Annotated in this window: 28 protein-coding genes; 19 read left to right on the top strand and 9 right to left on the bottom strand. The window is 75.9% G+C overall.

Translation table 11 applies throughout. The features are described 5' to 3' along the window. Positions 1-225: 225 nt before the first annotated feature. From ACI79C_RS16505 to ACI79C_RS16490, 4 genes are all read left to right on the top strand, one after another. The gene (locus ACI79C_RS16505; RefSeq protein WP_456946749.1) at positions 226-1,143 is read left to right on the top strand and encodes a hypothetical protein; all 918 of its coding nucleotides are present in this window, start codon (positions 226-228) and stop codon (positions 1,141-1,143) included. Positions 1,144-1,229: 86 nt separating this feature from the next. Then, positions 1,230-2,759 carry a hypothetical protein gene (locus ACI79C_RS16500; protein ID WP_456946748.1) on the top strand — a complete coding sequence of 510 codons (1,530 nt, stop codon included), beginning with the start codon at positions 1,230-1,232 and terminating at the stop codon, positions 2,757-2,759. 85 nt (positions 2,760-2,844) lie between these two features. Then, complete coding sequence (locus ACI79C_RS16495) at positions 2,845-3,384, top strand: GNAT family N-acetyltransferase (protein ID WP_456946747.1); 540 nt, start codon at positions 2,845-2,847, stop codon at positions 3,382-3,384. A gap of 37 nt (positions 3,385-3,421) precedes the next feature. Next, the gene (locus tag ACI79C_RS16490) at positions 3,422-4,483 is read left to right on the top strand and encodes a winged helix DNA-binding domain-containing protein (protein WP_456946746.1); all 1,062 of its coding nucleotides are present in this window, start codon (positions 3,422-3,424) and stop codon (positions 4,481-4,483) included. Here the strand turns inward: ACI79C_RS16490 and ACI79C_RS16485 are convergent. Continuing rightward, complete coding sequence (locus ACI79C_RS16485) at positions 4,422-5,186, bottom strand: DUF2127 domain-containing protein (protein ID WP_456946745.1); 765 nt, start codon at positions 5,184-5,186, stop codon at positions 4,422-4,424. The genes ACI79C_RS16490 and ACI79C_RS16485 overlap by 62 nt on opposite strands. Between ACI79C_RS16485 and ACI79C_RS16480 the strand changes: the two genes are divergently transcribed. After that, positions 5,132-6,679, top strand: coding sequence for an FUSC family protein (locus ACI79C_RS16480; RefSeq protein ID WP_456946744.1), 1,548 nt, complete (start codon positions 5,132-5,134; stop codon positions 6,677-6,679). The genes ACI79C_RS16485 and ACI79C_RS16480 overlap by 55 nt on opposite strands. Positions 6,680-6,685: 6 nt before the next feature. Here the strand turns inward: ACI79C_RS16480 and ACI79C_RS16475 are convergent, their stop codons facing one another. The 4 genes from ACI79C_RS16475 to ACI79C_RS16460 form a co-directional block, all read right to left on the bottom strand. Then, complete coding sequence (locus tag ACI79C_RS16475; RefSeq protein WP_456946743.1) at positions 6,686-7,645, bottom strand: ABC transporter substrate-binding protein; 960 nt, start codon at positions 7,643-7,645, stop codon at positions 6,686-6,688. Between the two features lie 68 nt (positions 7,646-7,713). Continuing rightward, positions 7,714-8,163, bottom strand: coding sequence for a nitroreductase family deazaflavin-dependent oxidoreductase (locus ACI79C_RS16470; protein ID WP_456946742.1), 450 nt, complete (start codon positions 8,161-8,163; stop codon positions 7,714-7,716). A 9-nt stretch (positions 8,164-8,172) separates the two neighbouring features. Continuing rightward, positions 8,173-9,426 carry a glutathionylspermidine synthase family protein gene (locus ACI79C_RS16465; RefSeq protein ID WP_456946741.1) on the bottom strand — a complete coding sequence of 418 codons (1,254 nt, stop codon included), beginning with the start codon at positions 9,424-9,426 and terminating at the stop codon, positions 8,173-8,175. A 95-nt stretch (positions 9,427-9,521) separates the two neighbouring features. Continuing rightward, the gene (locus ACI79C_RS16460) at positions 9,522-9,917 is read right to left on the bottom strand and encodes a hypothetical protein (RefSeq protein ID WP_456946740.1); all 396 of its coding nucleotides are present in this window, start codon (positions 9,915-9,917) and stop codon (positions 9,522-9,524) included. Between the two features lie 144 nt (positions 9,918-10,061). Between ACI79C_RS16460 and ACI79C_RS16455 the strand changes: the two genes are divergently transcribed. Both ACI79C_RS16455 and ypfJ read left to right on the top strand, forming a co-directional pair. Then, positions 10,062-10,919 carry a formate/nitrite transporter family protein gene (locus ACI79C_RS16455; protein WP_456946739.1) on the top strand — a complete coding sequence of 286 codons (858 nt, stop codon included), beginning with the start codon at positions 10,062-10,064 and terminating at the stop codon, positions 10,917-10,919. A 76-nt stretch (positions 10,920-10,995) separates the two neighbouring features. Next, on the top strand, positions 10,996-11,916 hold the full coding sequence (gene ypfJ, locus ACI79C_RS16450) for a KPN_02809 family neutral zinc metallopeptidase (RefSeq protein WP_456946738.1): 921 nt from the start codon (positions 10,996-10,998) through the stop codon (positions 11,914-11,916). Between the two features lie 15 nt (positions 11,917-11,931). Here ypfJ and ACI79C_RS16445 read toward each other — a convergent pair whose 3' ends face one another. Beyond that, entirely contained in the window at positions 11,932-12,771 is an 840-nt protein-coding gene (locus tag ACI79C_RS16445) for a siderophore-interacting protein (RefSeq protein ID WP_456946737.1), read from the bottom strand. A 391-nt stretch (positions 12,772-13,162) separates the two neighbouring features. Here ACI79C_RS16445 and ACI79C_RS16440 point away from each other — a divergent pair, with 391 nt between their 5' ends. The 11 genes from ACI79C_RS16440 (at position 13,163) to ACI79C_RS16390 (ending at position 21,133) form a co-directional block, all read left to right on the top strand. Continuing rightward, the gene (locus ACI79C_RS16440; RefSeq protein WP_456946736.1) at positions 13,163-14,044 is read left to right on the top strand and encodes a hypothetical protein; all 882 of its coding nucleotides are present in this window, start codon (positions 13,163-13,165) and stop codon (positions 14,042-14,044) included. Between the two features lie 3 nt (positions 14,045-14,047). Further along, positions 14,048-14,596 (top strand): phage holin family protein, encoded by a 549-nt coding sequence (locus tag ACI79C_RS16435; RefSeq protein WP_456946735.1) that lies wholly within the window; start codon positions 14,048-14,050, stop codon positions 14,594-14,596. Between the two features lie 39 nt (positions 14,597-14,635). Then, positions 14,636-15,337 carry a DUF3618 domain-containing protein gene (locus tag ACI79C_RS16430; RefSeq protein WP_456946734.1) on the top strand — a complete coding sequence of 234 codons (702 nt, stop codon included), beginning with the start codon at positions 14,636-14,638 and terminating at the stop codon, positions 15,335-15,337. Positions 15,338-15,531: 194 nt separating this feature from the next. Next, positions 15,532-15,921, top strand: coding sequence for a response regulator transcription factor (locus ACI79C_RS16425; protein WP_456946733.1), 390 nt, complete (start codon positions 15,532-15,534; stop codon positions 15,919-15,921). Next, complete coding sequence (locus ACI79C_RS16420) at positions 15,918-17,174, top strand: sensor histidine kinase (protein ID WP_456946732.1); 1,257 nt, start codon at positions 15,918-15,920, stop codon at positions 17,172-17,174. The genes ACI79C_RS16425 and ACI79C_RS16420 overlap by 4 nt, the downstream gene beginning before the upstream one ends. A gap of 158 nt (positions 17,175-17,332) precedes the next feature. Beyond that, positions 17,333-17,944 (top strand): TasA family protein, encoded by a 612-nt coding sequence (locus tag ACI79C_RS16415; RefSeq protein WP_456946731.1) that lies wholly within the window; start codon positions 17,333-17,335, stop codon positions 17,942-17,944. Positions 17,945-17,986: 42 nt separating this feature from the next. Beyond that, on the top strand, positions 17,987-18,601 hold the full coding sequence (locus tag ACI79C_RS16410) for a signal peptidase I (RefSeq protein ID WP_456946730.1): 615 nt from the start codon (positions 17,987-17,989) through the stop codon (positions 18,599-18,601). Then, complete coding sequence (locus tag ACI79C_RS16405) at positions 18,598-19,053, top strand: hypothetical protein (protein WP_456946729.1); 456 nt, start codon at positions 18,598-18,600, stop codon at positions 19,051-19,053. The genes ACI79C_RS16410 and ACI79C_RS16405 overlap by 4 nt, the downstream gene beginning before the upstream one ends. Further along, a complete protein-coding gene (locus ACI79C_RS16400; protein WP_456946728.1) occupies positions 19,047-19,739 on the top strand; it encodes a response regulator in 693 nt (230 codons plus the stop codon). Before ACI79C_RS16405 ends, ACI79C_RS16400 begins: the two co-directional genes overlap by 7 nt. Positions 19,740-19,892: 153 nt before the next feature. Then, positions 19,893-20,486, top strand: coding sequence for a TasA family protein (locus ACI79C_RS16395; protein ID WP_456946727.1), 594 nt, complete (start codon positions 19,893-19,895; stop codon positions 20,484-20,486). Positions 20,487-20,524: 38 nt separating this feature from the next. After that, positions 20,525-21,133: a hypothetical protein gene (locus ACI79C_RS16390; RefSeq protein ID WP_456946726.1), complete on the top strand. Its 609-nt coding sequence runs from the start codon at positions 20,525-20,527 to the stop codon at positions 21,131-21,133. A gap of 183 nt (positions 21,134-21,316) precedes the next feature. Here ACI79C_RS16390 and ACI79C_RS16385 read toward each other — a convergent pair whose 3' ends face one another. From ACI79C_RS16385 to ACI79C_RS16375, 3 genes are all read right to left on the bottom strand, one after another. Beyond that, positions 21,317-22,015 carry a response regulator gene (locus tag ACI79C_RS16385; RefSeq protein ID WP_456946725.1) on the bottom strand — a complete coding sequence of 233 codons (699 nt, stop codon included), beginning with the start codon at positions 22,013-22,015 and terminating at the stop codon, positions 21,317-21,319. A 139-nt stretch (positions 22,016-22,154) separates the two neighbouring features. Beyond that, entirely contained in the window at positions 22,155-22,694 is a 540-nt protein-coding gene (locus ACI79C_RS16380) for an SAM-dependent methyltransferase (RefSeq protein ID WP_456946724.1), read from the bottom strand. 5 nt (positions 22,695-22,699) lie between these two features. Next, positions 22,700-23,482 (bottom strand): isocitrate lyase/PEP mutase family protein, encoded by a 783-nt coding sequence (locus ACI79C_RS16375; RefSeq protein ID WP_456946723.1) that lies wholly within the window; start codon positions 23,480-23,482, stop codon positions 22,700-22,702. Positions 23,483-23,733: 251 nt separating this feature from the next. Between ACI79C_RS16375 and ACI79C_RS16370 the strand changes: the two genes are divergently transcribed. Then, positions 23,734-24,027, top strand: coding sequence for a flagellar FlbD family protein (locus ACI79C_RS16370; protein WP_456946722.1), 294 nt, complete (start codon positions 23,734-23,736; stop codon positions 24,025-24,027). The last annotated feature ends 255 nt before the right edge of the window (positions 24,028-24,282 follow it).

Here is a 24,282-nt window from a genome sequence, read left to right as displayed (position 1 = left end):
GTGCAGTCCGCGGACGCCGATACCCATTCCCATCCCGGACTCACATGCGTGCGCCACCGGACCGGCACGTGTCGCAACGGCGCTCAGCGTGGCCCCAGCGGTCACGGTGGGTGACCGGATCGGCCCAGAGTCACCCGAAGAGGGGACGGCTCTCGGCGCGCGGACCCGGCACCTGCGTTCCTAACCTCGGGTGACGAACCGGTCACATCTGGTGGAGGGAGCGCGATGTCCGACGCTCCGCCTGCCCTCCTCCGCGCCGGTCGTCGGCGCCGCCGGGTGCTCGGCCGGGCAGCGCTCCTCGGGGGGCTGGGCCTGGGCCTGTGGCTGCTCGGGACGTCGTCCGCCGCGGCCGACGACGCCCGCTCCCCCCTCACGGCTCCCCCGTCGCTCTCCGGGCTGGTCGAGTCCGCAGGTGCCGCGCCGCGGGCGCTGCAGGTCGCGGTCGCCGAGGCCGCGGTGGCTCCGGTGGACGCCGTCTCGTCCCTGGTGCCCGACCTGCCCGAGGTCGCCCCGGTGACCGGGGCCGTGCGCGCCGCCGTCGAGCCCGTGGTGGCTCCGCTGACGGCCGCCGTCCCGCAGGTCGTCCGGTCGGGCACGGCGGTCGTCGAGCCGGTGATCGAGCCGGTGACCGAGCCGCTCCAGCCGTCGCTCGAGGTCGTCGTCCCGGCCCTGACCCCGCCGGGGACCGGCGGCCTCGAGCGACCCGCGGACGCCGGGGCCGCGCCGGCCCCCGTCCCGGACACCGAGCCCGCAGCGGCAGCGGCGCCCGCTGCGGCACCGATCGCTCCCCCCACCGTCGAGCCGGGTGCACCGGCGGCCGACCTCCCGGTCGTCGCGCACGCAGCGCCCACCGCCGAGCCGGCGTCGGGCCCGGTCCCCGCCGCGGCACCGGACCGCCCGCTCGCCGCCGGGCCGACCCCGCCGCCGGGCACCCCGCCGGCCGCCCCGCCCGCGCCGTGGACCGGGAGCACCCCGCCGCCGTCACCCGCGGCCGGCCCGGGCGGTTCCACTCCCGACGCCGGCAGCGCCGTCCTGGCCGCGGGCGTGCCGGCCGCCGTCCTCGTCGCGTCGCGAGCCCGGTGGGCCGACGCCCGGGACGCGACCGCCGACCTCGCCCCCGACCCGTCCTCCTCCCCCGACTGAGTGCCCCGGGCCGGCTCGCGCAGCCGGCACGGCACGTCACCGGTCCCGGCCGGGGCCGGTCCACTCAGACCCGGAGAGAGACAGCGATGAACACATGGGTGCAGCGCGGCCTGCGGACCGCCCTGCTGACCGGCGGCCTCCTGGCCGCCGGAGCGGGCGTCGCCGCAGCCGACGAGAACGACGTCACCGCCGACGTGCTGGGGGTGACCGCGACCGTCCCGGTGGAGGACGGCGCGCTCCTCCAGACCCCGGTCGTCACCGGGACCGGCGAGGACCTCACCGTCGGGGACGGGGCCGGCGACGGCCTGGTGCTCCCCGTCGACACGAGCACGGAGCCGGGGACGACCGCCCTCGGCGACGACGGGAGCGGGGGGCTGAGCGCCCCGGTGCGCGTCACCGAGGCCGACGACGCCCCGCCCGACCCGACCGACGGCCTGACCGTCACCGTCCCGGTCGGCACCTCCGGCGGCGGGACCGCCGGCACCGAGGTGACCGTGCCGATCGCGACCGGGGACCTCGGCGAGGTCCTGGACGGCGACCCGAGCACCGGCACCGTGGTCGACGTCGACCTGACCGACCCGGTCGTGCCGGGCCCGGGCGGGTCCGGCGTGCTCCTGGACCTCGAGGACGCGGTGTCCGTCGGCGACGGCGACCCGGCGACCGGCCGGGAGCCCGTGCTCGAGATGCCGGTCTCCGTCGACGGGGACCGCCCGACCACGGTGGAGCTGCCCGTCCCGGGGACCGAGGACGACGGTCCGCTGTCCGGGGACTCCGTCGAGGTGGACCTCGGCGGCCTCCTGGGGACGGGCCGGACCGACGAGGACCAGGACGACGGCGACCGGGACGACGAGGCCGACCTGTCCCTGCCGATCGGGACCGGCGACCTGCTCCCCGACCTGCTCGGCGGCACCGCGGCCTCCGACAGCACCGTCGACGTGGACCTCGGCGGCCTGCTGGGCGACGACGGGACCGTGGTCGCCGTGCCGGTGGACGAGGGCGGGGCGGGCACCGGCAGCGACCTGCTGGTCCGGGTCACCCTCCCGATCGGCCTCCCCGGCCTGTCGGGCGGTGCGGACCGCGACGGCACCGAGGACGGGCACGGCTCCGGCCAGGGCGACGGCTCCGGCTCCGGCCAGGGCGACGGCACCGGCACCGGGACCGGCGACGGCGACGGCACCGGGACCGGCGACGGGCCGGCACCCGACTCGGGCGCTCCCGGGACCCGCACCGAGGGCAGCGGCACCGGCACCGGCACCGGCGGGACCCGCGCCGGCGGATCCGGCACCGGCGGCACCTCCGCCGGCGGTGCCCACGGCGACTGCACCGGCACCGGCGGCGTCCCGGGCACGGCCGGGGGCGACACCTCCTCGGGCACCGGGCCGGCTCCGGGCGGGGCCTCCGCCAGTGGTGCCGCCGGCAGCGACCCGGGCCGCGCCGGTGCGGCGACCGGGGACGCCTGCGGCACCGGCTCGCCCCAGGCCGCGGCGACGCGGCCGGCGTCCACCACGGCGACGCTCGGCGGGCCGCTGACGGCCTCGGCCGGCCTCCTGGTCACAGCCGGGCTGCTGCTGGCCGCCGGTCGCGGCCGGCTGTGGCGGGACCCGGTCCGGCGGTAGCCGCGATCCGGCGGTCCGGACGTCCCGCGCGGGGCGTCCGGACCGCCGGCGTGCGCGCCCTCCCTCCCGGCGGCATCGTGACCGGGTGCGCCCCGAGCACCCGGTCCGCCTGGTCCCCTTCGAGCCGGAGCACCTGCTCGCCGTCCTGCCGTGGTTCGACTCCCCCGAGGTCCAGCGGCGACTCGGCGGGCGGGAGTGGCCGGAGCGCGAGCTCGCGCTGCGCACGACCACCTGGACCGATGAGTTCCGCGGGCGCCGGGTGCTGCGGGCGCACACCTTCGTCCTGCTCGACGCCGACGACCGGCCGGTGGCCCAGATCGGCGGTGACGTCTACGACCGGTGGACGATGTGGGACCCGGTGCGGGAACGCGTCGTCTCCACCGACCCGCTCCGGACGATGGGCGCCGCCTACGTCGTGGACCCGGACCGCTGGGGTCGGGGGTACGGGCGGGCCGCGCTGCGCGCGCTGGTCGAGGCGCCGGAGACCGCCGACGTCGAGCAGTTCGTCCTCGGCATCGAGCCGGACAACACCGCGAGCCTGCGCGCCGCCGCCGCGGCCGGGTTCGAGCCGCTCACCACCGAGCCCGACGCCGAGGACATGGTCCACCTCCGGCTGCGGCGCTGAGCCCCCGATCGTCGGACCTGCCTGCCAGGCTCCGGCCATGACGACGGCACGCGAGCCGGCCCTGCTGCGGCTGGTGGCCCAGCGGATCGCCGGGCCCCGGCCGGCCACGGCGGCCGAGGCGGTGCGCAGACTGACCTGTCTGCAGGCGCAGGAGTTCCCGGGCGCGCTGACCTCGGTGGCCCTGCGGACGGCGGAGCGGTCGCGGGCCGGGGTGGAGGCGGCGCTGGAGACCGGGGAGGTCGTCCGGTCGTGGCCGATGCGCGGCACCCTGCACCTGCTGCTCGCCGAGGACCTCCCGTGGATGCTGGAGCTGCTCGGGCCGCGGGTCCTGGCCGGCGCGGCGCAGCGGCGGGCCGGCCTCGGGCTGACCGATGCGGAGGTCGAGCGGGCCCGCGAGCTGGTCACCGCCGTCCTGAGCGGCGGCCGGCGCTGCGGCCGCAAGGAGCTCCTCGCCGCCGTCGCCGAGGGCGGGGGGGCCACCACCGGCCAGCGCGGCTACCACCTGCTCAGGTACCTGGCGCAGACCGGGACCCTCTGCCTCGGCCCGGTGCGCGACGGCGACCAGATGTTCGTGCTCCTCGACGAGTGGGTGCGCGCCCCACGGCGGCTCGCCCGCGACGAGGCCCTCGCCGAGCTGGCGCTGCGCTACCTCACCGGCCACGGCCCGGCGACCGTCGCCGATCTCGCGCGGTGGGCCGGGCTGCCGGTGACCGCCGTCCGGGCCGGGGTGGCCGCCGTCCGGGAGCAGCTGGCCGCGGTGGAGGTCGACGGCCGCGAGCACCTGATGGCGCCGGAGACGCCCGACCTGCTCGCCGAGCACCGCGCCGAGGCCGCCGGGCTGTTCCTCCTGCCCGGGTTCGACGAGTTCGTCCTCGGCTACGCCGACCGCAGCTGCGCCGTCCCGCCCGAGTTCGCCGACCGCGTCGTCCCCGGCAACAACGGCGTCTTCCGGCCGACCGTCGTCCACCGCGGGCAGGTGCTCGGGACCTGGCGGTGGGACGGGCAGGGCGCACGGCGGGCGGTCGCCGCGACACCGTTCACCGCCTTCCCCGAGGAGGTCGCGGCGGCTCTCCCCGCCGCGGCGGCGGCGCTGCCCTGACGCGCCCGCGACCGGGTGGGCGAGGGCGCGGGGTCCTGGGCAGCCGCCGGTACTCGCGCACCACGAGGACGGCGATCAGGAGGTCGAGCGCGGCGGCGACCCCCAGCAGCACCGACCCGGTCTGCACCGCTCGCTGGGCCTCGTAGACGACGAAGACCCCGAGGACGGCGACCGCGACCGGGTAGGCGGGCCGGATCTCGCGCAGCAGGGCGACGACCAGACCGAGCTTCACCAGGCCGTGCAGGGTGAGGTAGACGATCGCGAACGTCCGGTCGCCGCCGGCCAGGGCGGCCTCCCCTGCGGCGAACCGCTCGGCCAGCTCACCGCGGGGACTGCCGAGCAGGTGGTGCTCGACCACCCGGCGGGTCAGCCCGGCGAGCGCCTGCGGTCCCGCGACGGCGAGCGCGACGCCCGCGAGCAGCTCGACCGCGCCGTCGAGTCCCTTGAGGAACAGCGCGGCGCGCAGCAGCCGGTCGGTGGTCGTGGCCGCGATCGTCCTCGGCCCGGGAGACGCCGTCCAGGGCCGCAGGGACCCAGGGACGCGGGACCCAGGGACGCAGGGACCCGGGACGGGGACCGGGGACCAGGGACGGGGATCACGGCGCCGCCGGACGGTGTGCGGCCTGCCCAGCGGTGAGGATGAGGGTCGTGTCCGCTGCCCCCTCCCGCGTGCGGCGGGTGCGCCCGCACCTGGTCGGCCCACCGCTGCCGGGGCTGTCCGCGCTGTGGCGGTCCGGCGGGCGGCGGGGGGTCACGGCCGCGGTCTGCATGACCGTGCCGCTCGCCCTCGGGGTCAGCCTCGGCCGGGCCGATCTCGGCTCCGCCGCGGCGCTCGCCGCCCTGACCGCCGTCTACGGGCACGCCCTGCCCTACCGGCGCCGGGCGGTGGTGGTCGCGGCGGTCGCCGTGTCGTCCACCGTGGCGAGCACGCTCGGCGCCCTGGCCGGCGGGCACCCGGTCGTCCTCTCCCTGCTGCTCGGCGGGCTCGCCGCGGCGGCGGCCGCGGTCACCGTGCTGTGGCGGGTCGGCCCACCCGGGCCGCTGGGCGTCGTCCTGGTGGCGGGCGGGTCCAGCGCGCTGGGCACCACCCCCGCCGACCTGGGCCTGCACGCCCTCGCCGCGGCCGGGGGTGCGGCGCTGGCCTGGGCCGGCTGCATGCTGCCGTGGCTGTGGGACCCCACCGGGCCGGAGCAGCGGGCGCTGGCCGCCGCCGAGGCGGCGGTCGGGGTCGTCGAGCGCGGGGAGCCGGGCACCCAGCGGCCCGGCGCGGTCGCCCGCGCCATCCGCGTGGCCGAGGCCGCGGTCGGCAGCGGCAGCCGGCGGGGCGACGGCACGCTGCGGCGGCGCCTCGACGAGGTCGAGCAGCGGTTCATGCGGACCCTCCCCGAGAGCCACCCCGACCCGGCCCCCCTGCCGGAGGCGGAGGTACCCGACCACCGCTGGTGGCACTCCCCGTGGGCGGCGACGGCGCTGCGCATCGGCGTGGGCGCCGCGGCGGCCGGGCTGGTCGCCACGGCGCTGGGCCTGCAGAGCCCGTACTGGGCGGTGACGACCGCGGTCGGCGTCCAGTTGGGCACCGACGCGCGGGCCACCCGGGCGCGCGCACTGCACCGGGCGACCGGCACCGTGCTCGGCGTCCTGGTCGCGGGCCTGCTCATCTGGCTGGACCTGCCGGTCGGCGTGGAGATCGCGCTGGTGGGCGTGCTGCAGCTGGCCGTCGAGCTGCTCATCGCGCACCAGTACGTGCTGGCGGTCTCCTCCATCACCCCGCTGGTGCTGCTGCTGGTGCACATCGGCCTGCCCGGGCGGTCGGGGGCCGACCTGGTCGGCGAGCGATTGGCCGAGACGGCGGTCGGCATCGTCCTCGCCCTCGCCGTCGGGCTGTCGCTGCTGCCGCGCGCCGCCAGCCGCCGACTCCCGGGCGCGGTCCGCGCCACCGCCGATGCCGCGGTCGCCGCCGCCGCGGCCGACCCGGGCACGGCGGCCGACCGCCGGCTGCACGACACGCTGGTCCACCTCAACGAGGTGGCCACCGCCGCGCGCGCCGAGCTGCTGCCCACCCCGGCGGGGACCGCCTGGACCTCCCGGTCGCGCTGGGTCGCCGACCTCGGGTGGGGGCTGCTCGGCGCCCGCGCCCGCGGCGACACGCAGCTGGGCGGCTCGCTGGCCCGCCGGATCACCGACGAGCTGGCCTGACCGGGGTCAGGACTGCAGCCGGCCCGCGATCTGCTCCAGGTCGTCGAGCACCAGCCGGGCGCCGATCGGCCCGATCGCCAGGAACCAGCGGTCGTCGTCCACCTCGAAGGCCCGGCCCTGCTGCACCGCCGACATGCCCTGCCAGAGACCGCCGGCGGTGACCTGCGCGGCGGCGGTGCGGCCGTCCTCCCCGTAGGCGGCGGAGAGCACCAGGTCCGCGTCGGCCGCAGCGACCTCCTCGGGGCTGACCTCCACGAAGGTCTCCGCCGTCCGTTGCTGCTCGGGGCGGGCGAAGCCGACGTCGGCGAGCACCGACCCGATGAAGGAGCCCTCCCCGTAGAGCCGGACGGCGGTGCCGTCGAGGAAGCGGACCACGCTCACCTCGGTGCCCGCGGGGTCGCCGAACAGCGCGCCCACCTCCGCGGCCCGGGCCGCGTGCTCGTCGAGCAGCCGCTCGGCCTCCTCGGAGCGGTCGAGGGCCTCGCCGGCCAGGCGCAGGTTCTCCTGCCAGCTCTCACCGATCGACTCGGCGAACACGGTCGGCGCGATCGCCGAGAGCTGGTCGTACACGTCGGTGTGCCGGACGGCGTTGGACAGGATGAGGTCCGGATCGAGTGCGGCGATCGCCTCCAGGTCCGGCTCGGCGATCGTGCCGACGTCCGCGACGTCGGCCGGGTCGGCGCCGGCGTCCTCGATGTAGGCGGGCAGCTCGTCGCTGACGTCGGTGCGCACCGCGCCGACCGGGGTGACGCCGAGGGCCAGCACGGCGTCCAGCTCGCCGGTGTCGAGGACGACGACCCGCTCGGGCGCGCCCTCGATCTCGGTCGTGCCCAGCGCGTGCTCCACGGCGCGGGTCTGCGCGGCCGGCGCCGCCTCCGTGGTGCCGTCGTCGGCGCCGCAGCCCGCGAGCGCGAGCCCCGCCGTCAGCGCCAGCACCCCCGCGTGGAACCGCCCGATCCCCTGCACAGTCGTCCTCCGGTCCGCCGGTCCCTCCGGCTCTTCGGAGAACTTAGGACAGCCTCACCTAGCCGGGATCACGCGGGGCGCCGCTCGACGACGAACACCGGGATCTCCCGGTCGGTCCGCTGCTGGTAGACGGCGTACTCGGGGTACACCGCGACGGCTCGCTCCCACCACTGCGCCTTCTCCTCGCCGGTGACCTCGCGGGCGACGCCGTCCCACGGCTCCGGGCCGTCCTGGACGGTCACCTGGTCCGGGTACCGGCGCACGTTGGCCACCCACGCCGGGTCCTTGGGCGCACCGCCGACGGAGCCGACCATCGCGTAGGCGCCCTCGTGCTCGACCCGCATGAGCCCGTTCTTGCGCACCTTCCCGGTCTGCGCACCGCGGGTCCAGAAGATGGCGATCGGGATCCCGGTGTCCCGCAGGGTGTTGGCCTCGCGCCCGCCGGTGGCCTCGTAGCGCTCCACCTGGTCGCGGACCCACTGCTGCGTGCTCGGCTCGTACTCACCCTCCAACGGCATGCCCGGACCCTAGGTCGGCCGCCGCCCGCCGGCCTGGGGAGCCCGGAAGTCGATGGTGTGCGGCACGAACCAGCTGAGGTTGTCGGTGATCAGCCCGTCGCTCTCCCGGATGCCCAGTCCGGCCGGTTCCCCGTCGACCACCCAGGCACCCAGCACCGGGTGGTGCGGGCCGTCGGCGCCCGGGAAGTCGGGCAGCGGGGCGAACTCCTGGACCACCCAGCCCTCGGTGCCGTAGCGGCCCGGCTGGGCGACCTGGACCTGCCCGCCCCGCACGATCGAGACGTTGGCCCCCTCCCGGCCCCACAGCGGCTTGCGGACGTAGTCCCGCCAGGACGAGGGCATCTCGTCGGCGAAGTAGGCCGGCAGCAGCAGCTGCGAGAGCTCCGCGTCACCGCCGAACAGCTGCCAGAGCACCGGCAGCAGCGCCTTGGTGCTCCACAGCATCTTGTAGGCCGGCTCCACCCAGGTGGTCCCGCCGGGCCGGGCGGCGTCGGCGAGGACGGCCTCGCCGAACTCGTCCTCGATCAGCCACTCCCAGGGGTAGAGCTTGAAGACGACGTCGAGGTGGCGGCCCTGCGGGTCGTAGAAGCGGCCGTCCCCGTCGTCGAGCGCGATGTCCTCGACGACCAGCTCGATCGCCTCGTACCCGGCCTGCACCACGGTGTCCATCAGGTAGGCGACGGTCATCCGGTCCTCGCCGGAGGTCTCCTCCGACGTCCAGGCCAGGTGCACCCGGGGACGCACGCCGGTCCGCCGCTCCCAGCGGGTGAGGTTGCGCTGCCAGGCGGCGACCAGCCGGTCGTGCAGGGCGTTCCACTGGTCGGTGCCCTGGCCGGTGAACAGGTGCCAGTTCCACTGGGTGACGGCGGACTCGACCAGGCCGGTCGGGGTGTCGGCGTTGAACTCCAGCAGCTTGGGCGGCCCCTGCCCGTCGTAGCGCAGGTCGAAGCGGCCGTAGACGCTGGGCGGCTCGGCCTCCCAGGTGCGGCGGACCTCCGGCCGGGCGACCGGCGGGATCCGCATCCGGTCGAACAGGTCGTGCTCGACGACGTGGTCTCCGGCGGCCACGCACATCTCGAACAGCTGGGCGACCCAGCCCTCCAGCCGCTCCACCTCGGCCATCGTGAAGTCGTAGAAGGGTCCCTCGCGCCAGTAGCTGCGGACCTCCCCGCCGGGCGTGGTGGTGCGGTTGTAGACCAGGCCCTGGGCCTCGATCTCGGCCTCCCACCCCGGCCGGACGACCCCGCCCTCGACCCGCCTCACCAGACCTCCTCTCCTCTCACCCGCGAGATCTGCACACTCGCGGTCGTGCCGCGGCTGAGGGCCGCCACCGTGCACATCTCGCTGACAGGGAGTCCTCAGCCGCCCGCCGTCCCGACCCGTCCGCCGGTGCCCGACCCGATGCCCCCGGTGATGCGGGTGCCGCCGGTCACCTTGCCGGTGGCGGGCAGGCCGGCCCGCTGCCGGGCGGCGGTGTCGGCCGGGTTGATGCGGGTGCCGCCGGCGGGGAGCACGGTGCCGAGCGGCAGGCCGGGGCGGAAACCGCCGAGGTACAGGAAGAACAGGCCGGCGCCGGGACCGCGGTAGCCGTCGTCGCAGTAGTCGTCGTCGACGATCTCGCCGTCCTCGTTGGTGCAGTAGGCGACCTGCTCCTGCTCGTCGTCGTCCGTCCCGCACCCGGCGAGGAACCCGGTGGCCGCGGTCGCGAGCACCGTCGTGGTGAGGGCGCTGCGGACGCGGTTGGAGACGGCCATGTGTTCTCCCGGCTGTGTCGAGGATGTCGCCCGACCCTAGATCGACACCCGCGGGCGGTCACCCTCCTCCCGTCGTCGACGAGCCGGAGCGGCCGCCGGGCACTAGCGTCCGGACTCCGAGGCCCGCTGCCGCGTGGAGGCGCGATGTCCGACCGCCAACCCCCCGAGATGGCCCAGGTGGCCAGCGAGACGGGAGCCAAGAAGGTCCACCGGACGTGGGACCGCGTCCTGGTCAGCGCCTTCCTCGGGGGTGCCTACATCGCCTTCGGCGCGCTGGTGGCGATCACCGTCTCCTCCGGCCTGGACCCCGGCACGTGGGGCACGCTGCCCACCCTCTTCATGGGCGCGGCCTTCACCCTCGGCCTGGTCCTGGTGCTCATCGCCGGCTCCGACCTCGCCACCGGCAACATGCTGCTGGTCCCGCTCGGTGCGATGCAGGGCCGGCTCAGCACCGGCGACGTCGCCAAGAACCTCACCCTGGTGCTGCTGGGCAACCTGCTCGGCGCCCTGTTCGTGGCGTACTTCCTCGCCGTCCAGACCGGGGTCATCGGCACGCCCGGCGCCTCGGGCAGCGCCGCGCTGACCCACGACCGGCTGGCGGCGATCGCCGAGGCCAAGGGCCTGCACGAGTCGCCCTGGCAGGTGTTCCTGCGCGGCGTCGGCTGCAACTGGCTGGTCTGCCTGGGGGTGTGGATGTCGCTGGCGGCGTCCACGGTGTCGGGCAAGGTGCTGGCGATCTTCTTCCCGATCATGGCGTTCGTCGCCATGGGGTTCGACCACGTCGTGGCCAACATGTTCTTCCTGCCGGCAGCGATCTTCGCGGGGGTCCCGGACCTCGGCTGGGCCGACGTCCTGCTCAACTGGCTGATGGCCGGGCTCGGCAACCTGGTCGGCGCGGTGGTCTTCGTGGCGACGTCCTACTGGTACCTGTTCCTCCGCGACCAGCCGACCGAGCAGCCCAGCCGGACGCCGACCGGCGGGGAGGCCGCCGAGCGCGCATGACCGGGGCCCGCCCGGGGCACCGCCGCTGAGCCGGGCACCGCCCTGGCGGGTTCCACGACCGGGAGGGAAGTGCTCGATGAGGTACAGCGAGGGCGCCGACCTCGACACGTCCGGCGTCCAGGACCGCCGCGGCGGGGGCGGGTTCGGCGGCGGCCGCGGGCTGGCGGTCGGCGGCGGGGGGCTGGGCCTGGTGGGTCTGCTCGTCGTCGTCCTCGTCCAGGTGCTCGGCGGCGGGGGCGGCGGCGGGACCGGCGCGGCGCTGGGCCAGCTGGGCAGCCTCGGCGAGGGCCAGACCGCCGACAACGGCCAGCTCGAGCAGCAGTGCCGGACCGGGGCCGACGCCAACGAGTCGGTCGACTGCGCGGTGGTCGCCGACATCGAGTCGATCCAGGACTACTGGTCCGGCGTCCTCGGCGACCGGTACCAGCCGACCGACACCGTCTTCTTCAACGGCTCGGTGCCGACCGGCTGCGGCGGCGCCACCAGCGGCTCGGGTCCCTTCTACTGCCCGGGCGACCAGCTGGTCTACATCGACCTGTCCTTCTTCGACACGCTCCAGCAGCAGTTCGGCGCCGAGGGGGGGCTGTTCGTCAACGCCTACGTGATCGCCCACGAGTACGGCCACCACGTGCAGGACCTGCTCGGCACCAACCAGCAGGTGACCCCCGGGGAGACCGGCCCGGCCAGCGGCACCGTGCGCCTGGAGCTGCAGGCCGACTGCTACGCCGGCGCCTGGGCGAACCACGCCGAGACGGTGCCCGACGAGTCCGGCCAGCCGCTGATCGCCGAGATCACCCAGGACGACGTCGACCGGGCGCTGGACGCCGCGGCGCGCATCGGCGACGACTTCATCCAGCGCAACCTGGGCGGCGGCACCGTCGACCAGGACGCGTTCACCCACGGCTCGTCGGAGCAGCGGCAGCGCTGGTTCACCACCGGGTACGAGACCGGTGACCCGGCGCAGTGCGACACCTTCGCCACCGACGACCTCGGCTGATGGCGGAGGACCGGGTCAGACCGCCAGGACCCGGTCGTCGGCCTCCACCGCCGCGTTCCACTCGGCCTTCTCCGCGCGCCAGGTCTCGTCGGTCCGACCCAGCCGCCAGTAGCCGGAGACCGACAGCAGCTCGCGGGGCACCAGCCGCTCGGCGCGGAGGAACCGGCGCAGGTCCCGCACGAAGCCGGCCTCGCCGTGCACGAAGGCGTGCACCGAACCGGCCGGCAGCTCGGCGGCGAGGACGGCGGCGACCAGCGCGGTGCCCGGCTGCCCGGCGCGGTGCACCCAGACCAGCTCCACCCCCGGCGGGAGGACCAGGTCCTGCTCCTCGGCGGGGTCGGCCACCTCGACGAAGGCCCTCGCCGACGCCCCCGCCGGGAGCCGCTCCAGCGAGGCGGCGATGGCCGGCAGCGCGGTCTCGTCGCCGACGAGCAGGTGCCAGTCGGCGTCCGGGCTCGGGCTGTAGGCGCCGCCCGGGCCGAGCACCTGCACGGGGTCCCCCGGCCGGGCGGCCACCGCCCACGGGCCGGCCACCCCCTCGTCCCCGTGGACGACGACGTCGAGGGTGAGCTCGCCGGCCGCGGCGTCCCACGCCCGCACCGTGTAGGTCCGCAGGCACGGCCAGTGCTCCTGCGGATGGGTCGCCTTGACCTCCTCGACGTCGAACGGCGGCGCGTAGGGCGCGCCGGACGGCGGCAGGACCAGCTTCACGTAGCTGTCGGCGTGCTCCGGCGCGAAGCCGGCCAGCCCCTCCCCGCCGAGCACGAGGCGCACCAGGTGCGGGGTCGGCCGGGAGGTGCGCAGCACCGTGGCCAGCCGGGGGGTGCGCCGGCGGCGCGGGGCCTGGTCGGCCATGGAGGCTCCTCTGCTCACGAGTAAGGCGTGCCTCACCTTAGTCCGTCCCCGCCCGTCGTGGCGGCCGCCCAGCGGACGCGGTCGTTTCGCCGCTCCGAACAGGGGGTATCCGTCGGTCTGCGACACGGCGCCACCAAGACGCGGTGAGCACGACCGGCCGCGCAGTCCGGGACCCGGGATCCCGGAGCTGACGGCCACCGCGACGACTCCTCCGCCGGCCCGCGACGACGCGTCCGGCGGTCGATCACCGCGCGATTTGGCCCACCTCTCCCAGGGGGCCGGCACCCCTGACTACCTGCACGTTCGGCCGCGACGACCGTCCGCCGGATGTGTGGGTGATCGCGATCTGGGTAGCGCCTGCACCGACCACGACGCACGCCGAGGAGGAACCATGACGCACTCCATGGACACCCCGCTCCCGCCGCCCCCGTCCACGCCCGGTTCGGGCGCGACCGCCGGGACGAGCACGACGGGCACGACGACGATCGGCACCACGACCACCACGTACGGCTCGGACTCCCCGTCGACGACCGACGTCGCCAAGGACGAGGCCCGCAACGTGGGGCAGACCGCGGCCCAGGCCGGCAGCCAGGTCGCCTCGACCGCCGCCGACCAGGCCAAGGAGGTCGCCTACGAGACCAAGCAGCAGGCCCAGAACCTGCTGGACCAGGGCCGTTCCCAGGTGCGCCAGCAGGCCGTCACCTCGCAGCAGAAGGCCGCCGAGGGGCTGCAGGGCATCGCCTCGCAGCTGCGCGGCATGGTTGACGGCACCGGCGCCCCGTCCGGGCCCGCCCGCGACCTGGTGGAGCAGGGCACCGCCAAGGTGGAGGAGCTCGCGACCTGGCTGCAGAACCGCGAGCCCGCCGACCTGCTCGAGGAGATCCGCTCCTTCGCCCGCCGCAAGCCGGGCACCTTCCTGCTCGGCGCCGCCCTGGCCGGCGTCGTCGCCGGCCGACTGACCAGCGGGGTCAAGGCGGCGCACAGCAACTCGGGCACCTCGACGGGGCAGCACCGGGCCGCTGCGACGAGCTACACGCAGACCAACTACGTGGAGCCGGCGCCGGCCTACTCGACCTACACCGGCACGACGACCGGGTACACCGAGACGACCGGTTACGGCGAGACCGCGGGCTACAGCGGCGCCCCGACCACGGGCACCGCGCCGGTCCCGCCCCCGCCGTACGGCACCGTGCCGCCCGAGGGTGCCGCCGTGCCGCCGACCACGGCGTCCGGCTGGGACGACCCGACCCGCCGACCCGGTCAGGGGGTCTGACCGATGACGTCTCCCTACTCCGGCGCGACGCCGGTCGGGTCGCCGCAGGGCTACCAGGACCCGTCGCAGGGGACCTACACCCAGGGGAACTACGCCGTCTCCCCCGACCAGGCGCAGGCCTACGGCGCGCACAGCGGCGCCATGGGCACGCCCGTGACCGAGCAGGGGCGCCCGGACGTCGAGGGCACCTCGGTCGGCCAGCTGATGGGCGAGGTCGCCAAGGACCTGTCCACGCTGATGCGCCAGGAGCTCGAGCTGGCCAAGGCCGAGGTCAAGGCCGAGGCGAGCAAGGCCGGCAAGGGCGCCGGTCTCATGGGTGCGGCCGGGTTCGCCGGCTACATGGTGCTGCTGTTCCTCTCCATCGCCCTGTGGTGGGCGCTGGAGAACGTGATGGACGCCGGGCTGGCCGCGCTGATCGTGGCGGTCATCTGGGGCGTCATCGCGGCGGTCACCTTCGTGATGGGCCGCAAGCAGCTCAAGCGCGTGAACCCGAAGCCCGAGCGGACCGTCGACACCCTCCAGCAGGTGCCCGACGCGCTGAAGCCCCACTGACCCTCGGCCACCGGCCCTCCCAGACATCGGAGTTGGAACATGACCACCAGCAACGACCCTGAAGTCATCCGTCGGCAGATCGAGGCCACCCAGCGTGAGCTGAGCTACGACGTCGACGCGCTCAACGAGAAGGTCAACCCCGCCCGGGTGATGGACCGGCGGGTCACCGCGGCCAAGGGCCGCATCACCCGCGCGAAGGAGAGAGTGATGGGGAGCGCCCAGAACGCCCGCAGCTCGGTGATGGGCAGCGCGCACGACACCCGCTCGACGGCGCAGTACCACGCGCAGAACGTGTCCGGGACCGTGCAGGACAAGGCGCACAGCGCGGCCGAGACCGTGCAGGACGCCGCCTCCTCGGCGGCGAGCGCCGTCCAGCAGGCGCCGGACACCATCGTCCGGCAGACGCAGGGCAACCCGCTGGCCGCCGGGCTCATCGCCTTCGGGGTGGGCTGGCTGGTCTCCAGCCTGATGCCGGCCACCGAGAAGGAGCGGCAGCTGGCCCAGCAGGCCGAGACGGCGGTCCGCGAGAACAAGGACGCGCTCCTCGCGCCGGCCAAGCAGGCCGCGCAGGAGATCGGTGACCAGCTCAAGCCCGCCGCGCAGCAGGCGGCGGAGGAGGTCCGGTCCACCGCGCAGGACGCCGCCCAGACGGTCAAGGAGGAGGGCCGGTCCGCGGCCCAGGACGTCCAGGGCCAGGCCCAGGAGTCGCGGCAGACGGTGCAGAGCCGCACCAGCAGCTGAGCGCTGCCGCGCGCCACTCCCCCACCGCGCCCCGCCGGGTCCCCGGCGCGGCGCGGTGCTGTCCGGGGTCACCCGCCGGGGTGAGCGCCGCCCCCGGCGGGTCCAGGTCGGGGCCCGGGACGCCGACGTCGGAGGGGAGAGACACACCGGCGCGGGCCAGCGGGCACCGGCCGCACGACCGAGGGAGCCCGCCCGTGCCGACCGCGCCGCCCCGCGTGCTGGTGGCCGACGACGAGGACGACATCCGCGCCCTCGTGTGCCTGGCCGTCCGCAGGGCCGGCGGGACCGTGGTCGCCGACGTGGCCGACGGCACCGCGGCCCTGACCGCGGCGATGGCCGGTCCGCCCGACCTCGCCGTCCTCGACGTGTCCATGCCGGGCGCGAGCGGGCTGGAGGTCTGCGCCGCACTGCGCGCCGCCCCGGCCACCGCCGCCGTCCCGGTCCTGCTGCTGTCGGCCGGGGCCTCCGCCGACGACGTCGCGCGGGGGCTGGCCGCCGGTGCCGACGCCTACCTCGCCAAGCCGTTCTCGGTCGCCGGCCTGGTGGCCCGCATCCGGGACCTGACCTCCGGAGCAGCCGCATGAGCACCGCAGAGGCCTCCCCCGCTCCCTCCGACGTCCGGTCGCTGCAGGCGGAGGTGGACCGGCTGCGGGCGGAGAACGCGGCCCTCGCCGCCCGGATGCAGCACCGCGACGGGGAGCTCGAGGTCGCCACCCGCATGCTGCAGGCCCGGGCGCAGACGATGACCAGCGTCATCGACGCGGTGACCGAGCAGTCGATCATCGGCACCGACGTCGACGGCGTCGTCCGGGTCTGGAACCCGGGAGCGGAGCGGATGCTCGGCCTGCCCCGCGCCGACGTCGTCCGCCGGCGGCGGATCACCGACTTCCACCTGGCCGAGGAGCTGGCGGAGGCCGGCGGCGGCCTGACCGCGCTGGTGCGCACCGCGCAGGAGCGGGGCAGCGACGTCCGCGACTGGACCTACGTCACCGCCCGGGGCGAGGAACTCACCGTCTCCGTGGCGGTCACCCCGCGCACCGACGACACCGGCGCGCACGCCGGCTGGAACTTCGTCGGCACCGACATGACCGAGGTGCGCGCCACCGAGCGGATCAAGGACCAGTTCGTCAGCCTCATCAGCCACGAGCTGCGCACCCCGCTCAGCTCGATCCTGGGCTACCTGGAACTGGTCCTCGACGACCCGGACCAGCCCCTGACCGACGACCAGCGGCAGTACCTCAGCACCGTGGAGCGCAACGCCCAGCGTCTGCTGCGACTGGTCGGCGACCTGCTGTTCACCGCGCAGGTCGACGCCGGCCGGTTCAGCCTGCAGCCCGAGGACGTCGACCTCGCCGCGGTGGTCCGCGCCGCGGAGGAGACCGCCCGGGTCACCGCGGCCGGGGCGGGCGTCGAGGTGGCGGTGGACGTGCCCGACGGCGGCCTGGCCGTCCGCGGGGACGCCGTCCGGCTCGGTCAGGCCTGCGACAACCTCGTCTCCAACGCGGTGAAGTTCACCCCGCGCGGCGGCCGGGTCACCCTCGCGCTGCGCGAGGGCTGGCAGGCGCCGGACGGCGAGGTCGCCGGCGACCCGCGGCCGGGAGCGGTGCCCGTCGCGCGGCTGGCGGTCAGCGACACGGGCATCGGCATCCCCGCCGCGGAGCAGGCGCAGCTGTTCGCCCGCTTCTTCCGCGCCTCGACCGCCCGCCGTGCCGCGGTCCCGGGCGTCGGGCTGGGGCTGGCGATCACCAAGGCGATCACCACCGCGCACGGCGGCACGCTGGACGTGAGCAGCGTCGAGGGGCGAGGCACCACCTTCACCCTCACCCTGCCGCGCTGAGCCCCGCCGGCGCCGCACGAGCCTCCCCGGGACCGTTCCCCGCGGGAGGCTTGCGGCTTTCTTGCGGGAGGCGGGCGGGCAGCCTGCGGTTCGGTCCCCAGAGTCGTCCCTGTCGCCGGAACAGCCCGTTCCGGTCCCCACGACAGGAGACGCAGGACATGAGCAGCAAGGCCCGCACCACCACCGCCCGCAAGGTCGTCGGCTCGCTCGGCGTGATCGGTGCGGCCGCGGCCGTCGCCGGCCTGGGCACCTTCGGCACCTTCACCGACTCGACCACCCCGGTCTCCACCCAGGTCACCTCGGGCACCGTGGACATCGACCTGGCCCAGCCGGCCGCCGCGATCCCTGCCGCCACCACCGGGTTCCTGCCCGGCGACTCCATGTCCCGCACGGTCACGCTCTCCAACACCGGGACCGCGCCGCTGTCCTCGGTCACCCTCGGCGTGACGTCGTCCACCGACACGGTGCTGACCAAGGACACCGTCCGGGGCCTGCAGCTGTCGCTGAAGTCCTGCTCGGTGGCCTGGACGCAGGGCGGTGCCGCCAGCGCGCCGACCTACACCTGCTCGGGGACGGAGCGTTCGCTCGGTTCTGGGCCGGTCGTCAACAACCGCACGCTCGACAACCCCGCCAGCCTCAACCCCGGCGGCGTCGACCACCTCGTCTTCACGATCTCGCTCCCCGACGCGGCCGACAACGCGTTCGCCGGCAAGGACACCACGCTGGGCCTCACCTTCACCGGCGTCCAGCGCACCGGCACCGCCCGCTGACGGTCCCGACCGCCGTCCCCTCGAGCAACCGGAGAGCCCGCCATGACCGCCGTCCTCCCCCTCGCCGCGCCGGGGGCAGCCCGCCCGCTGTCCCCGGCCGCGGAGGCCGCCCGCACGGGCCGGCTGCGCCCCGCCCTGGCGTTCGTGTCCCGCTGGGCCGTGCGGGCCCTCGTGGCGGTGGCGGTGGTGGCCTTCGCCGGCCTGGCCCTGGGCCCCCACCTGCTCGGTTACCGCACCATGACGATGCTCACCGGTTCCATGGCCCCGGCCATCGACCCCGGCGACGTCGTCATCAGCACGCCCCTCGACGTCACCGACGTCACCGCCGGGATGATCATCACCTACCACATCCCCATCGACGACCACCGCGTCGTCACCCACCGGGTCACCGACGTCACCCACGCCCCCGACGGCACCGTCACCGTGCACACCCAGGGCGACGCCAACGACGACCCCGACCCCTGGACCGCCGTGCTCCAGGGCGACACCGCCTACCAGGTCCAGGCCGTCATCCCCGAGGTCGGCCACCTGATCACCGCGCTGCGCACCCCCTGGGTCAGCCACCTGCTCGTCTACGGCGCTCCCGCCCTGCTCGCCGGCTGGCTCCTGCTCACCATCTGGCGCCCCTCCGAGACCGACGAGGACGACCACTCGTGACCGCCACCCGCCGCGTCCTCGTCCTGCTCGCCCTCACCCTCGCCATCACCATCGGCGCCAGCCTCCCCGCCACCGCCGCCCACACCGCCGTCGAGACCCTCCCCGTCACGGCAGCGACGACCGTCGACGTGGTGGCACCGTCGAACCCGAGCACCGCCGGGACCAGGTGCTCGACGTGGTACGACCCCTACGGTCGGCCGCACACCACGCTCGAGGCCGAGCTCTCGTGGGAGGCGAGCACGACCCCCGGCGTCGTGCGCCACGTGGTGAACGCCCACGTCAACGGCACCACCCACCCGTACCCGGTCGCCGCCGTGGACGCCCCGGCCACCACCGCCCGGGACACCCACGACGCCTCGGTGACCGCCAACGACATCCGGGTCAGCGTCACCGCCGTCACCAGCTACGGCTGGACCGAGCAGTCCGCCCGGTCAGGACTCATCACATGCTGACCGCCCTCGTCGTCGACGCCGACGACACCGACCGCGCCCGGGTCGCCGACCTGCTGCGGGTCACCGGGTGGCAGGTCCGGGAGGCCGCCGGCACCCGGGAGGCCCTCACGCTGGCCCGCCGGCTGGACCTCGACCTTGTCGTCGCCGACCTCGCCGCCCCGTCCGGCGAGTGCCCGGCCCTGCTCCGTCGCCTGCGCCTGGCCGGCTGCCGCGCCCACCTGGTGGTCGTCGCCGGTGACTCCACCCCGGAGGACCGCGCGGCCGCGCTGGCCGCCGGCGCCGTCGCCTGCCTGCCCGAGCCGGTGGGGGCCGAGCTCCTGCTCGACTTCCTCCTCGACCGGACACCGGCTCCGCGGCCGGGGACCGAGATCGGCGACATGCACGACGCCGGCGTGGTGGACGACGCCGACGTGGTGGACGACGCCGACGTGGACGCCGACGTCATGGACCGGCTCCAGGACCTCTACGTCAGCGCGCTGCCCGACCGGCTGACCGCCATCGCCGACGGCGCTCGGAGCGGCGACGCGGCGTCCCTGGCCCGGGCGTCCACGACGCTCGCGGGGACCAGCGCCCAGCTCGGCCACCCGGAGGTCGCCGAGGTCTGTCGGGCCATCGCCCGCGACGCCCGACGCGGCATCCTCGCCCACGACCTCGTCGTCGAGCTCCGGGCGGTCGCCGGCGCCTGAGCCTCCGCCGGGCCCGCACGGGACCCCGCGAGAGCCTGCGCGAGCCTTGCGCCTCTCTTGCGGAACGCCCGTGGGTGCCCTGCGGTTCGACCTCCAGAGTCGTCCCTGTCGCCGGGACACCCCAGAACCGGCCGGACGCAGGAGACGACAGACATGACCAGCAGGACCCGCAGCGCCACCGCCCGCAAGGTCGTCGGCTCACTCGGCGTGATCGGTGCGGCCGCGGCCGTCGCCGGCCTGGGCACGTTCGGCACCTTCACCGACTCCACCACGCCGGTCTCCACCCGGGTCGCCTCCGGCACCGTCAACCTGGACCTCGCCGAGGACCCGGCCACCGTCGCCGCGCCGGTCGCGCAGTTCGTCCCCGGGGACACGATGTCCCGCGCGGTGACCCTGGTGAACAGCGGCGACTCCCCGATGTCCTCGGTCGCCCTCACCGTCACCCAGGCACCCGGCAGCACCCTGACCAGCGCGCTGCGCCTCTCGGTGCAGTCCTGCGCCCAGCCGTGGACCACCTCCGGCGCCGGCTACACCTGCGCCACCGGCGCCCGCGACGTGGTCGCACGGGGCGGCGTCCTGCGGTCCAACGAGCCCCTGCTGACCCCGGCCAGCCTGACCCCGGGGGCCCGGGACCACCTCGTCTTCACGATCGAGCTGCCGAACGGCACGGGGAACGAGTTCCAGGGCAGGACCGCCACGCTGTCCCTGACGTTCACCGGCACCCAGCGCGGCGGCACCACCCGCTGAGCCGCCCACCCCCGACCGAACGATCCCGAGGAGCAGACGTGCGCACCCGCCGCCGCATCCTGGTCACCCTGGCCCTGACGCTGGGCGTCATCCTGACCGCCGGCCTCCCCGCCCAGGCCGCGTTCGGTGACAGCGTCACCGCGACCACGGCGCCGATCACCGCGGTGACCGTCCCCGGGGTGGGCAGCCTGACGGCGACCGCGCCGTGCACGGCCGAGACGACGACCTGGACCACCACGACCAGGAAGTCGGCGACCGGGGTCGTGCTCAGCTCGACCTCGTCCCCCCGGACCGTCACCTACAACGACAAGATCAAGGCGCCGGTCACCGCCAACGACACCGTGGTGGAGTCGCAGTACCGCGATGCGGACGGGAGCACCACGACGGTCACCCGCACGACCGTCATCCGCACCAGCGTGTCGGGCAAGGCGACCTGGAAGGCCGTCTCGCCCCGCGGGTTCGCTGGGTACACGCTGATCGTGCCGGGCCCGGACCCCTTCACCGCCCACGTGGGCAGCGCGACCCGGTACGACTACGGGCCGGTGTGGCTCGACAGGAACTACGAGTCCATCCCGGTCACCGTCGTCACGACCACCACGTACGGCTGGACCGCCAGCGCCGTCGTCTCGGTCAGCACCTGCCGGTAGCCGCGGCGGGCCGGCAGGGCACAGCAGAACGGGGCCCGCGCCCCCCCGCGCGCCCCGGCCCGGGCGGCGCGCGGACGGCCGCCCCCCCCCCCCCCCCCCCCCCCCCCCCCCCCCCCCCCCCCCCCCCCCCCCCCCCCCCCCCCCCCCCCCCCCCCCCCCCCCCCCCCCGCCGCACGTGGAGGGCTACGCCACCAACCGGTAGCCGACGCCGCGCACCGTCTTGATCTCCGGGGAGCTCAGCCCGGCCGCCTGCAGCTTGCGGCGGAGGTTGGACATGTGCGCCTCCACCAGGCGGACGCTGCCCTCCCAGTCGGTCTGCCAGACCTCGCGCAGCAGCGTCTCGCGCTGCAGCACGCGGCCGGGCCGGGAGGCGAGGGCGGCCAGCAGGTCGAACTCGGTGCGGGTCAGGTCGACGACCACGCCGTCCACCCGGACCTCGCGGCTGTCCTCGTCCACCTCGAGGTCGGCGAGGCGGAGGACGGACTCCTCGACCGGCGCCGGGCGGGGGGCGGGCACGCGCGGACGGCGCAGCATCGCCTGCACGCGGGCGACGAGCTCGCGAGGCGAGAACGGCTTGGCCATGTACCCGTCGGCGCCGACGGCCAGCCCGATGAGCAGGTCGACCTCCTCGGCACGCGCGGTCAGCATGAGGACGTAGCACTCGCTCTCGGCGCGGATCTGCCGGCACACCTCGGTGCCGTCGGCGTCGGGGAGGCCCAGGTCGAGGACGACGACGTCGGGGACCGCACGCCGGACCTCGGCCAGCGCCTCGGCACCGGAGGGGACCGCACGGACGTCCATCCCCGCCTTGCGCAGGACCGTGCAGACCAGTTCCCGGATCTCCTCGGTGTCCTCCACGACGAGCACGGACTGCTCGGCCACGACCTCTCCTCCATCCGCTCCGGTGGGACTGGGGCGACGGTGCCCCGTCACCTGAGCGGGTGATCGGCGCCGCCTCCGGCCGGCTTGAGCGGTGCGGCCGGGGCTCCCCCGAAGGGATGAGGACGAGGCCGAGCCGGCGTCAGCTCCCGGGGAGCTCGTCGGGACCGGGGCGGTGCAGGAGGACCGCAGCCGATCCGATCGGCGTGCCCGGGCGCCGGGACAGTCCCGTGATCCCGAGGCCGTGGGGTGCGGCGTGCGCGGCGACCGAGTCGACGACGGCGGTCTCGGTGTCCGGTCGCATGACCGAGAAGGCCACGACGACCCGCCCGCCGGGGGCCAGCACTCGATCGACGGTGGCCCAGGTCGCCGCGGCGCCGGAGTCCCAGAAGGCCCGGACGTCGAACGCGACCACGACGTCGACCGACGCTGCGTCGAGGTCGGCGTCGCGCAGGGCCACCGCCTGCAGGTGCACCCGGCCGGCCTCGACGGCGGTGCGGTTGCGCCGGGTGGCCGCGTCGACCTGGGCCGCCGAGCGGTCGACCCCGACCACCTCCGCCCCGCGCTCGGCGAGCAGCGCGACGAGGGCACCGGGACCGCACCCCACCTCGAGCACCCGCTCCCCCGGGGCGGGGGCGACCACCTCCGCGGCCCAGGCCATCCGCTCCGACGCTGCGGCCACGGTGCTCAGCTCAACCGGCGGGTGCCCGGCGGCAGGACGCCTCCGCCGACCAGCTGGGTGACGGCGTCCTGCAGGGCGGTGAGGGCCACGCGCTGCGGGAAGGGTCCGGTGGACACCCGGGCGACGCCGAGCTCCTGCAGGTCCCCGACCGACGGCGAGGCCCCCGGCACGGCCAGGACCGAGAGACGGTTCGGGCCCAACCCCTCGACCAGCGCGGCGATCTCCTCGCGGTCGACCACACCCGGCACGAACACGACCGGCGCCCCCGCCTCGAGGTAGGCGCGGCCGCGTCGGACCGCCTCCGCCAGCAACCGTCCGCGGTCGGCACCGGGCCCGGCGTGCAGCACGACGTCGGTGCGGGCGTTGAGGACGAAGTCGATGCCGGCGGCGCGGCCCGCGGCGAGCACGGCCTCGACCGCGGCGACGGACTCGTCCAGCCGGCGGCCCTGGTCCTCCAGGTTGCCGCCGACCACCCCGCGCTCGATCGCCCGGCGGGTGGTCTCCCCCGGATCGCCGTACCCGGCCTCCATGTCCATCGTCACGGGCAGGTCCACCGCACCGGTGATGCGCTCCACCATGTCCAGGTGCAGGTCGAGCGGGATGTGCTCGCCGTCCTCGTACCCGAAGGTGGCCGCGATCGAGTGGCTGGCGGTGGCCAGCGCGGTGACCCCGGGGGTCGCGGCGACGACCCGCGCCGAGGCGACGTCCCACACGTTGGCCAGCACGAGGATCTCCGGGGCGGTGTGCAGGTCCATCAGCGCGCGGGCGCGGGCGGCGAGATCGGTCATGCCGCCGAACCTAGGGCAGCAGGTGCGGCCGGTCCCCCGGCTCCGCTGCGGGCCGTCAGGGTGCGGGGACCGCGTCGGGGCCCAGCCCCCAGCGGGGAACGGCGCCGCCACGTTCCCGCGGGAACGCTCACCCGATGGGGGCGGGCACCCCGGCCGGGCTCAAGGGCGACCGCGCGACCGCCGAAGGAGTGGCTGCCCGAACCGAGGGGCCGCCGCTGGGGCCCGATGCCCCGCCGAGCAGGAGGACCGCCATGATCGGTCTCATTCGCCGCAGCGGCGACTACTGCTGCCTCGATCCCGACACGATCGAGCGCGTCGAGACCGTGCCGGACACCGTGGTCTTCCTGACCGACGGTGCCAAGTACTGCGTCGTCGAGACGATCGACGAGATCATCGAGAAGATCCGCGACGACCGCGCCGGCGTCATCGCCGCCTGCTACGTCCTCGACCGCGGCGAGGACCCCGACCCGATGGGGTTGGGTCACTCCCCCACGGCACCCGAGGCCCACGCACCGGGCCCGGTCATCCCCGTCCGGGTCCCGTAGCGCCACAGGCCTCGCGGAGCCGGACATGCCGGCGCGATCGCCGCCGACACCCGGCTCAGCGCCTCAGCGGGTCCGGCGCCGTCCCGCTGCACCCCGGTGGCGACGCAACGGCACCCCGCCGCTGCGGCAGGACCTCGGCACGGAGTACGGACGACGGCCCGGGGCAGGGACCGATCGGTCGGCCCCGCGCGGCAGGGGTGACGGCGATCGCGGGGCGGGCCATGATGTGCCGGTCACGAGACCCCGTGACGACGT

The sequence above is a fragment of the Geodermatophilus sp. SYSU D00697 genome (assembly GCF_054050175.1).
Note: the sequence above shows the minus strand (reverse complement) of the source record. Positions and strands in the feature narration are given on the sequence as shown.

Bases quoted from the DNA above. Each gene is read 5' to 3' on its own strand.
- ACI79C_RS16435 (WP_456946735.1), top strand. From the start codon at position 14,048: ATGACGTCTCCCTACTCCGGCGCGACGCCGGTCGGGTCGCCGCAGGGC.
- ACI79C_RS16370 (WP_456946722.1), top strand. From the start codon at position 23,734: ATGATCGGTCTCATTCGCCGCAGCGGCGACTACTGCTGCCTCGATCCC.
- ACI79C_RS16400 (WP_456946728.1), top strand. From the start codon at position 19,047: ATGCTGACCGCCCTCGTCGTCGACGCCGACGACACCGACCGCGCCCGG.
- ACI79C_RS16470 (WP_456946742.1), bottom strand. From the start codon at position 8,163: ATGCCGTTGGAGGGTGAGTACGAGCCGAGCACGCAGCAGTGGGTCCGC.
- ACI79C_RS16430 (WP_456946734.1), top strand. From the start codon at position 14,636: ATGACCACCAGCAACGACCCTGAAGTCATCCGTCGGCAGATCGAGGCC.
- ypfJ (WP_456946738.1), top strand. From the start codon at position 10,996: ATGAGGTACAGCGAGGGCGCCGACCTCGACACGTCCGGCGTCCAGGAC.
- ACI79C_RS16410 (WP_456946730.1), top strand. From the start codon at position 17,987: ATGACCGCCGTCCTCCCCCTCGCCGCGCCGGGGGCAGCCCGCCCGCTG.
- ACI79C_RS16445 (WP_456946737.1), bottom strand. From the start codon at position 12,771: ATGGCCGACCAGGCCCCGCGCCGCCGGCGCACCCCCCGGCTGGCCACG.
- ACI79C_RS16420 (WP_456946732.1), top strand. From the start codon at position 15,918: ATGAGCACCGCAGAGGCCTCCCCCGCTCCCTCCGACGTCCGGTCGCTG.
- ACI79C_RS16460 (WP_456946740.1), bottom strand. From the start codon at position 9,917: ATGGCCGTCTCCAACCGCGTCCGCAGCGCCCTCACCACGACGGTGCTC.
- ACI79C_RS16505 (WP_456946749.1), top strand. From the start codon at position 226: ATGTCCGACGCTCCGCCTGCCCTCCTCCGCGCCGGTCGTCGGCGCCGC.
- ACI79C_RS16415 (WP_456946731.1), top strand. From the start codon at position 17,333: ATGAGCAGCAAGGCCCGCACCACCACCGCCCGCAAGGTCGTCGGCTCG.
- ACI79C_RS16490 (WP_456946746.1), top strand. From the start codon at position 3,422: ATGACGACGGCACGCGAGCCGGCCCTGCTGCGGCTGGTGGCCCAGCGG.
- ACI79C_RS16455 (WP_456946739.1), top strand. From the start codon at position 10,062: ATGTCCGACCGCCAACCCCCCGAGATGGCCCAGGTGGCCAGCGAGACG.
- ACI79C_RS16440 (WP_456946736.1), top strand. From the start codon at position 13,163: ATGACGCACTCCATGGACACCCCGCTCCCGCCGCCCCCGTCCACGCCC.
- ACI79C_RS16395 (WP_456946727.1), top strand. From the start codon at position 19,893: ATGACCAGCAGGACCCGCAGCGCCACCGCCCGCAAGGTCGTCGGCTCA.
- ACI79C_RS16500 (WP_456946748.1), top strand. From the start codon at position 1,230: ATGAACACATGGGTGCAGCGCGGCCTGCGGACCGCCCTGCTGACCGGC.
- ACI79C_RS16375 (WP_456946723.1), bottom strand. From the start codon at position 23,482: ATGACCGATCTCGCCGCCCGCGCCCGCGCGCTGATGGACCTGCACACC.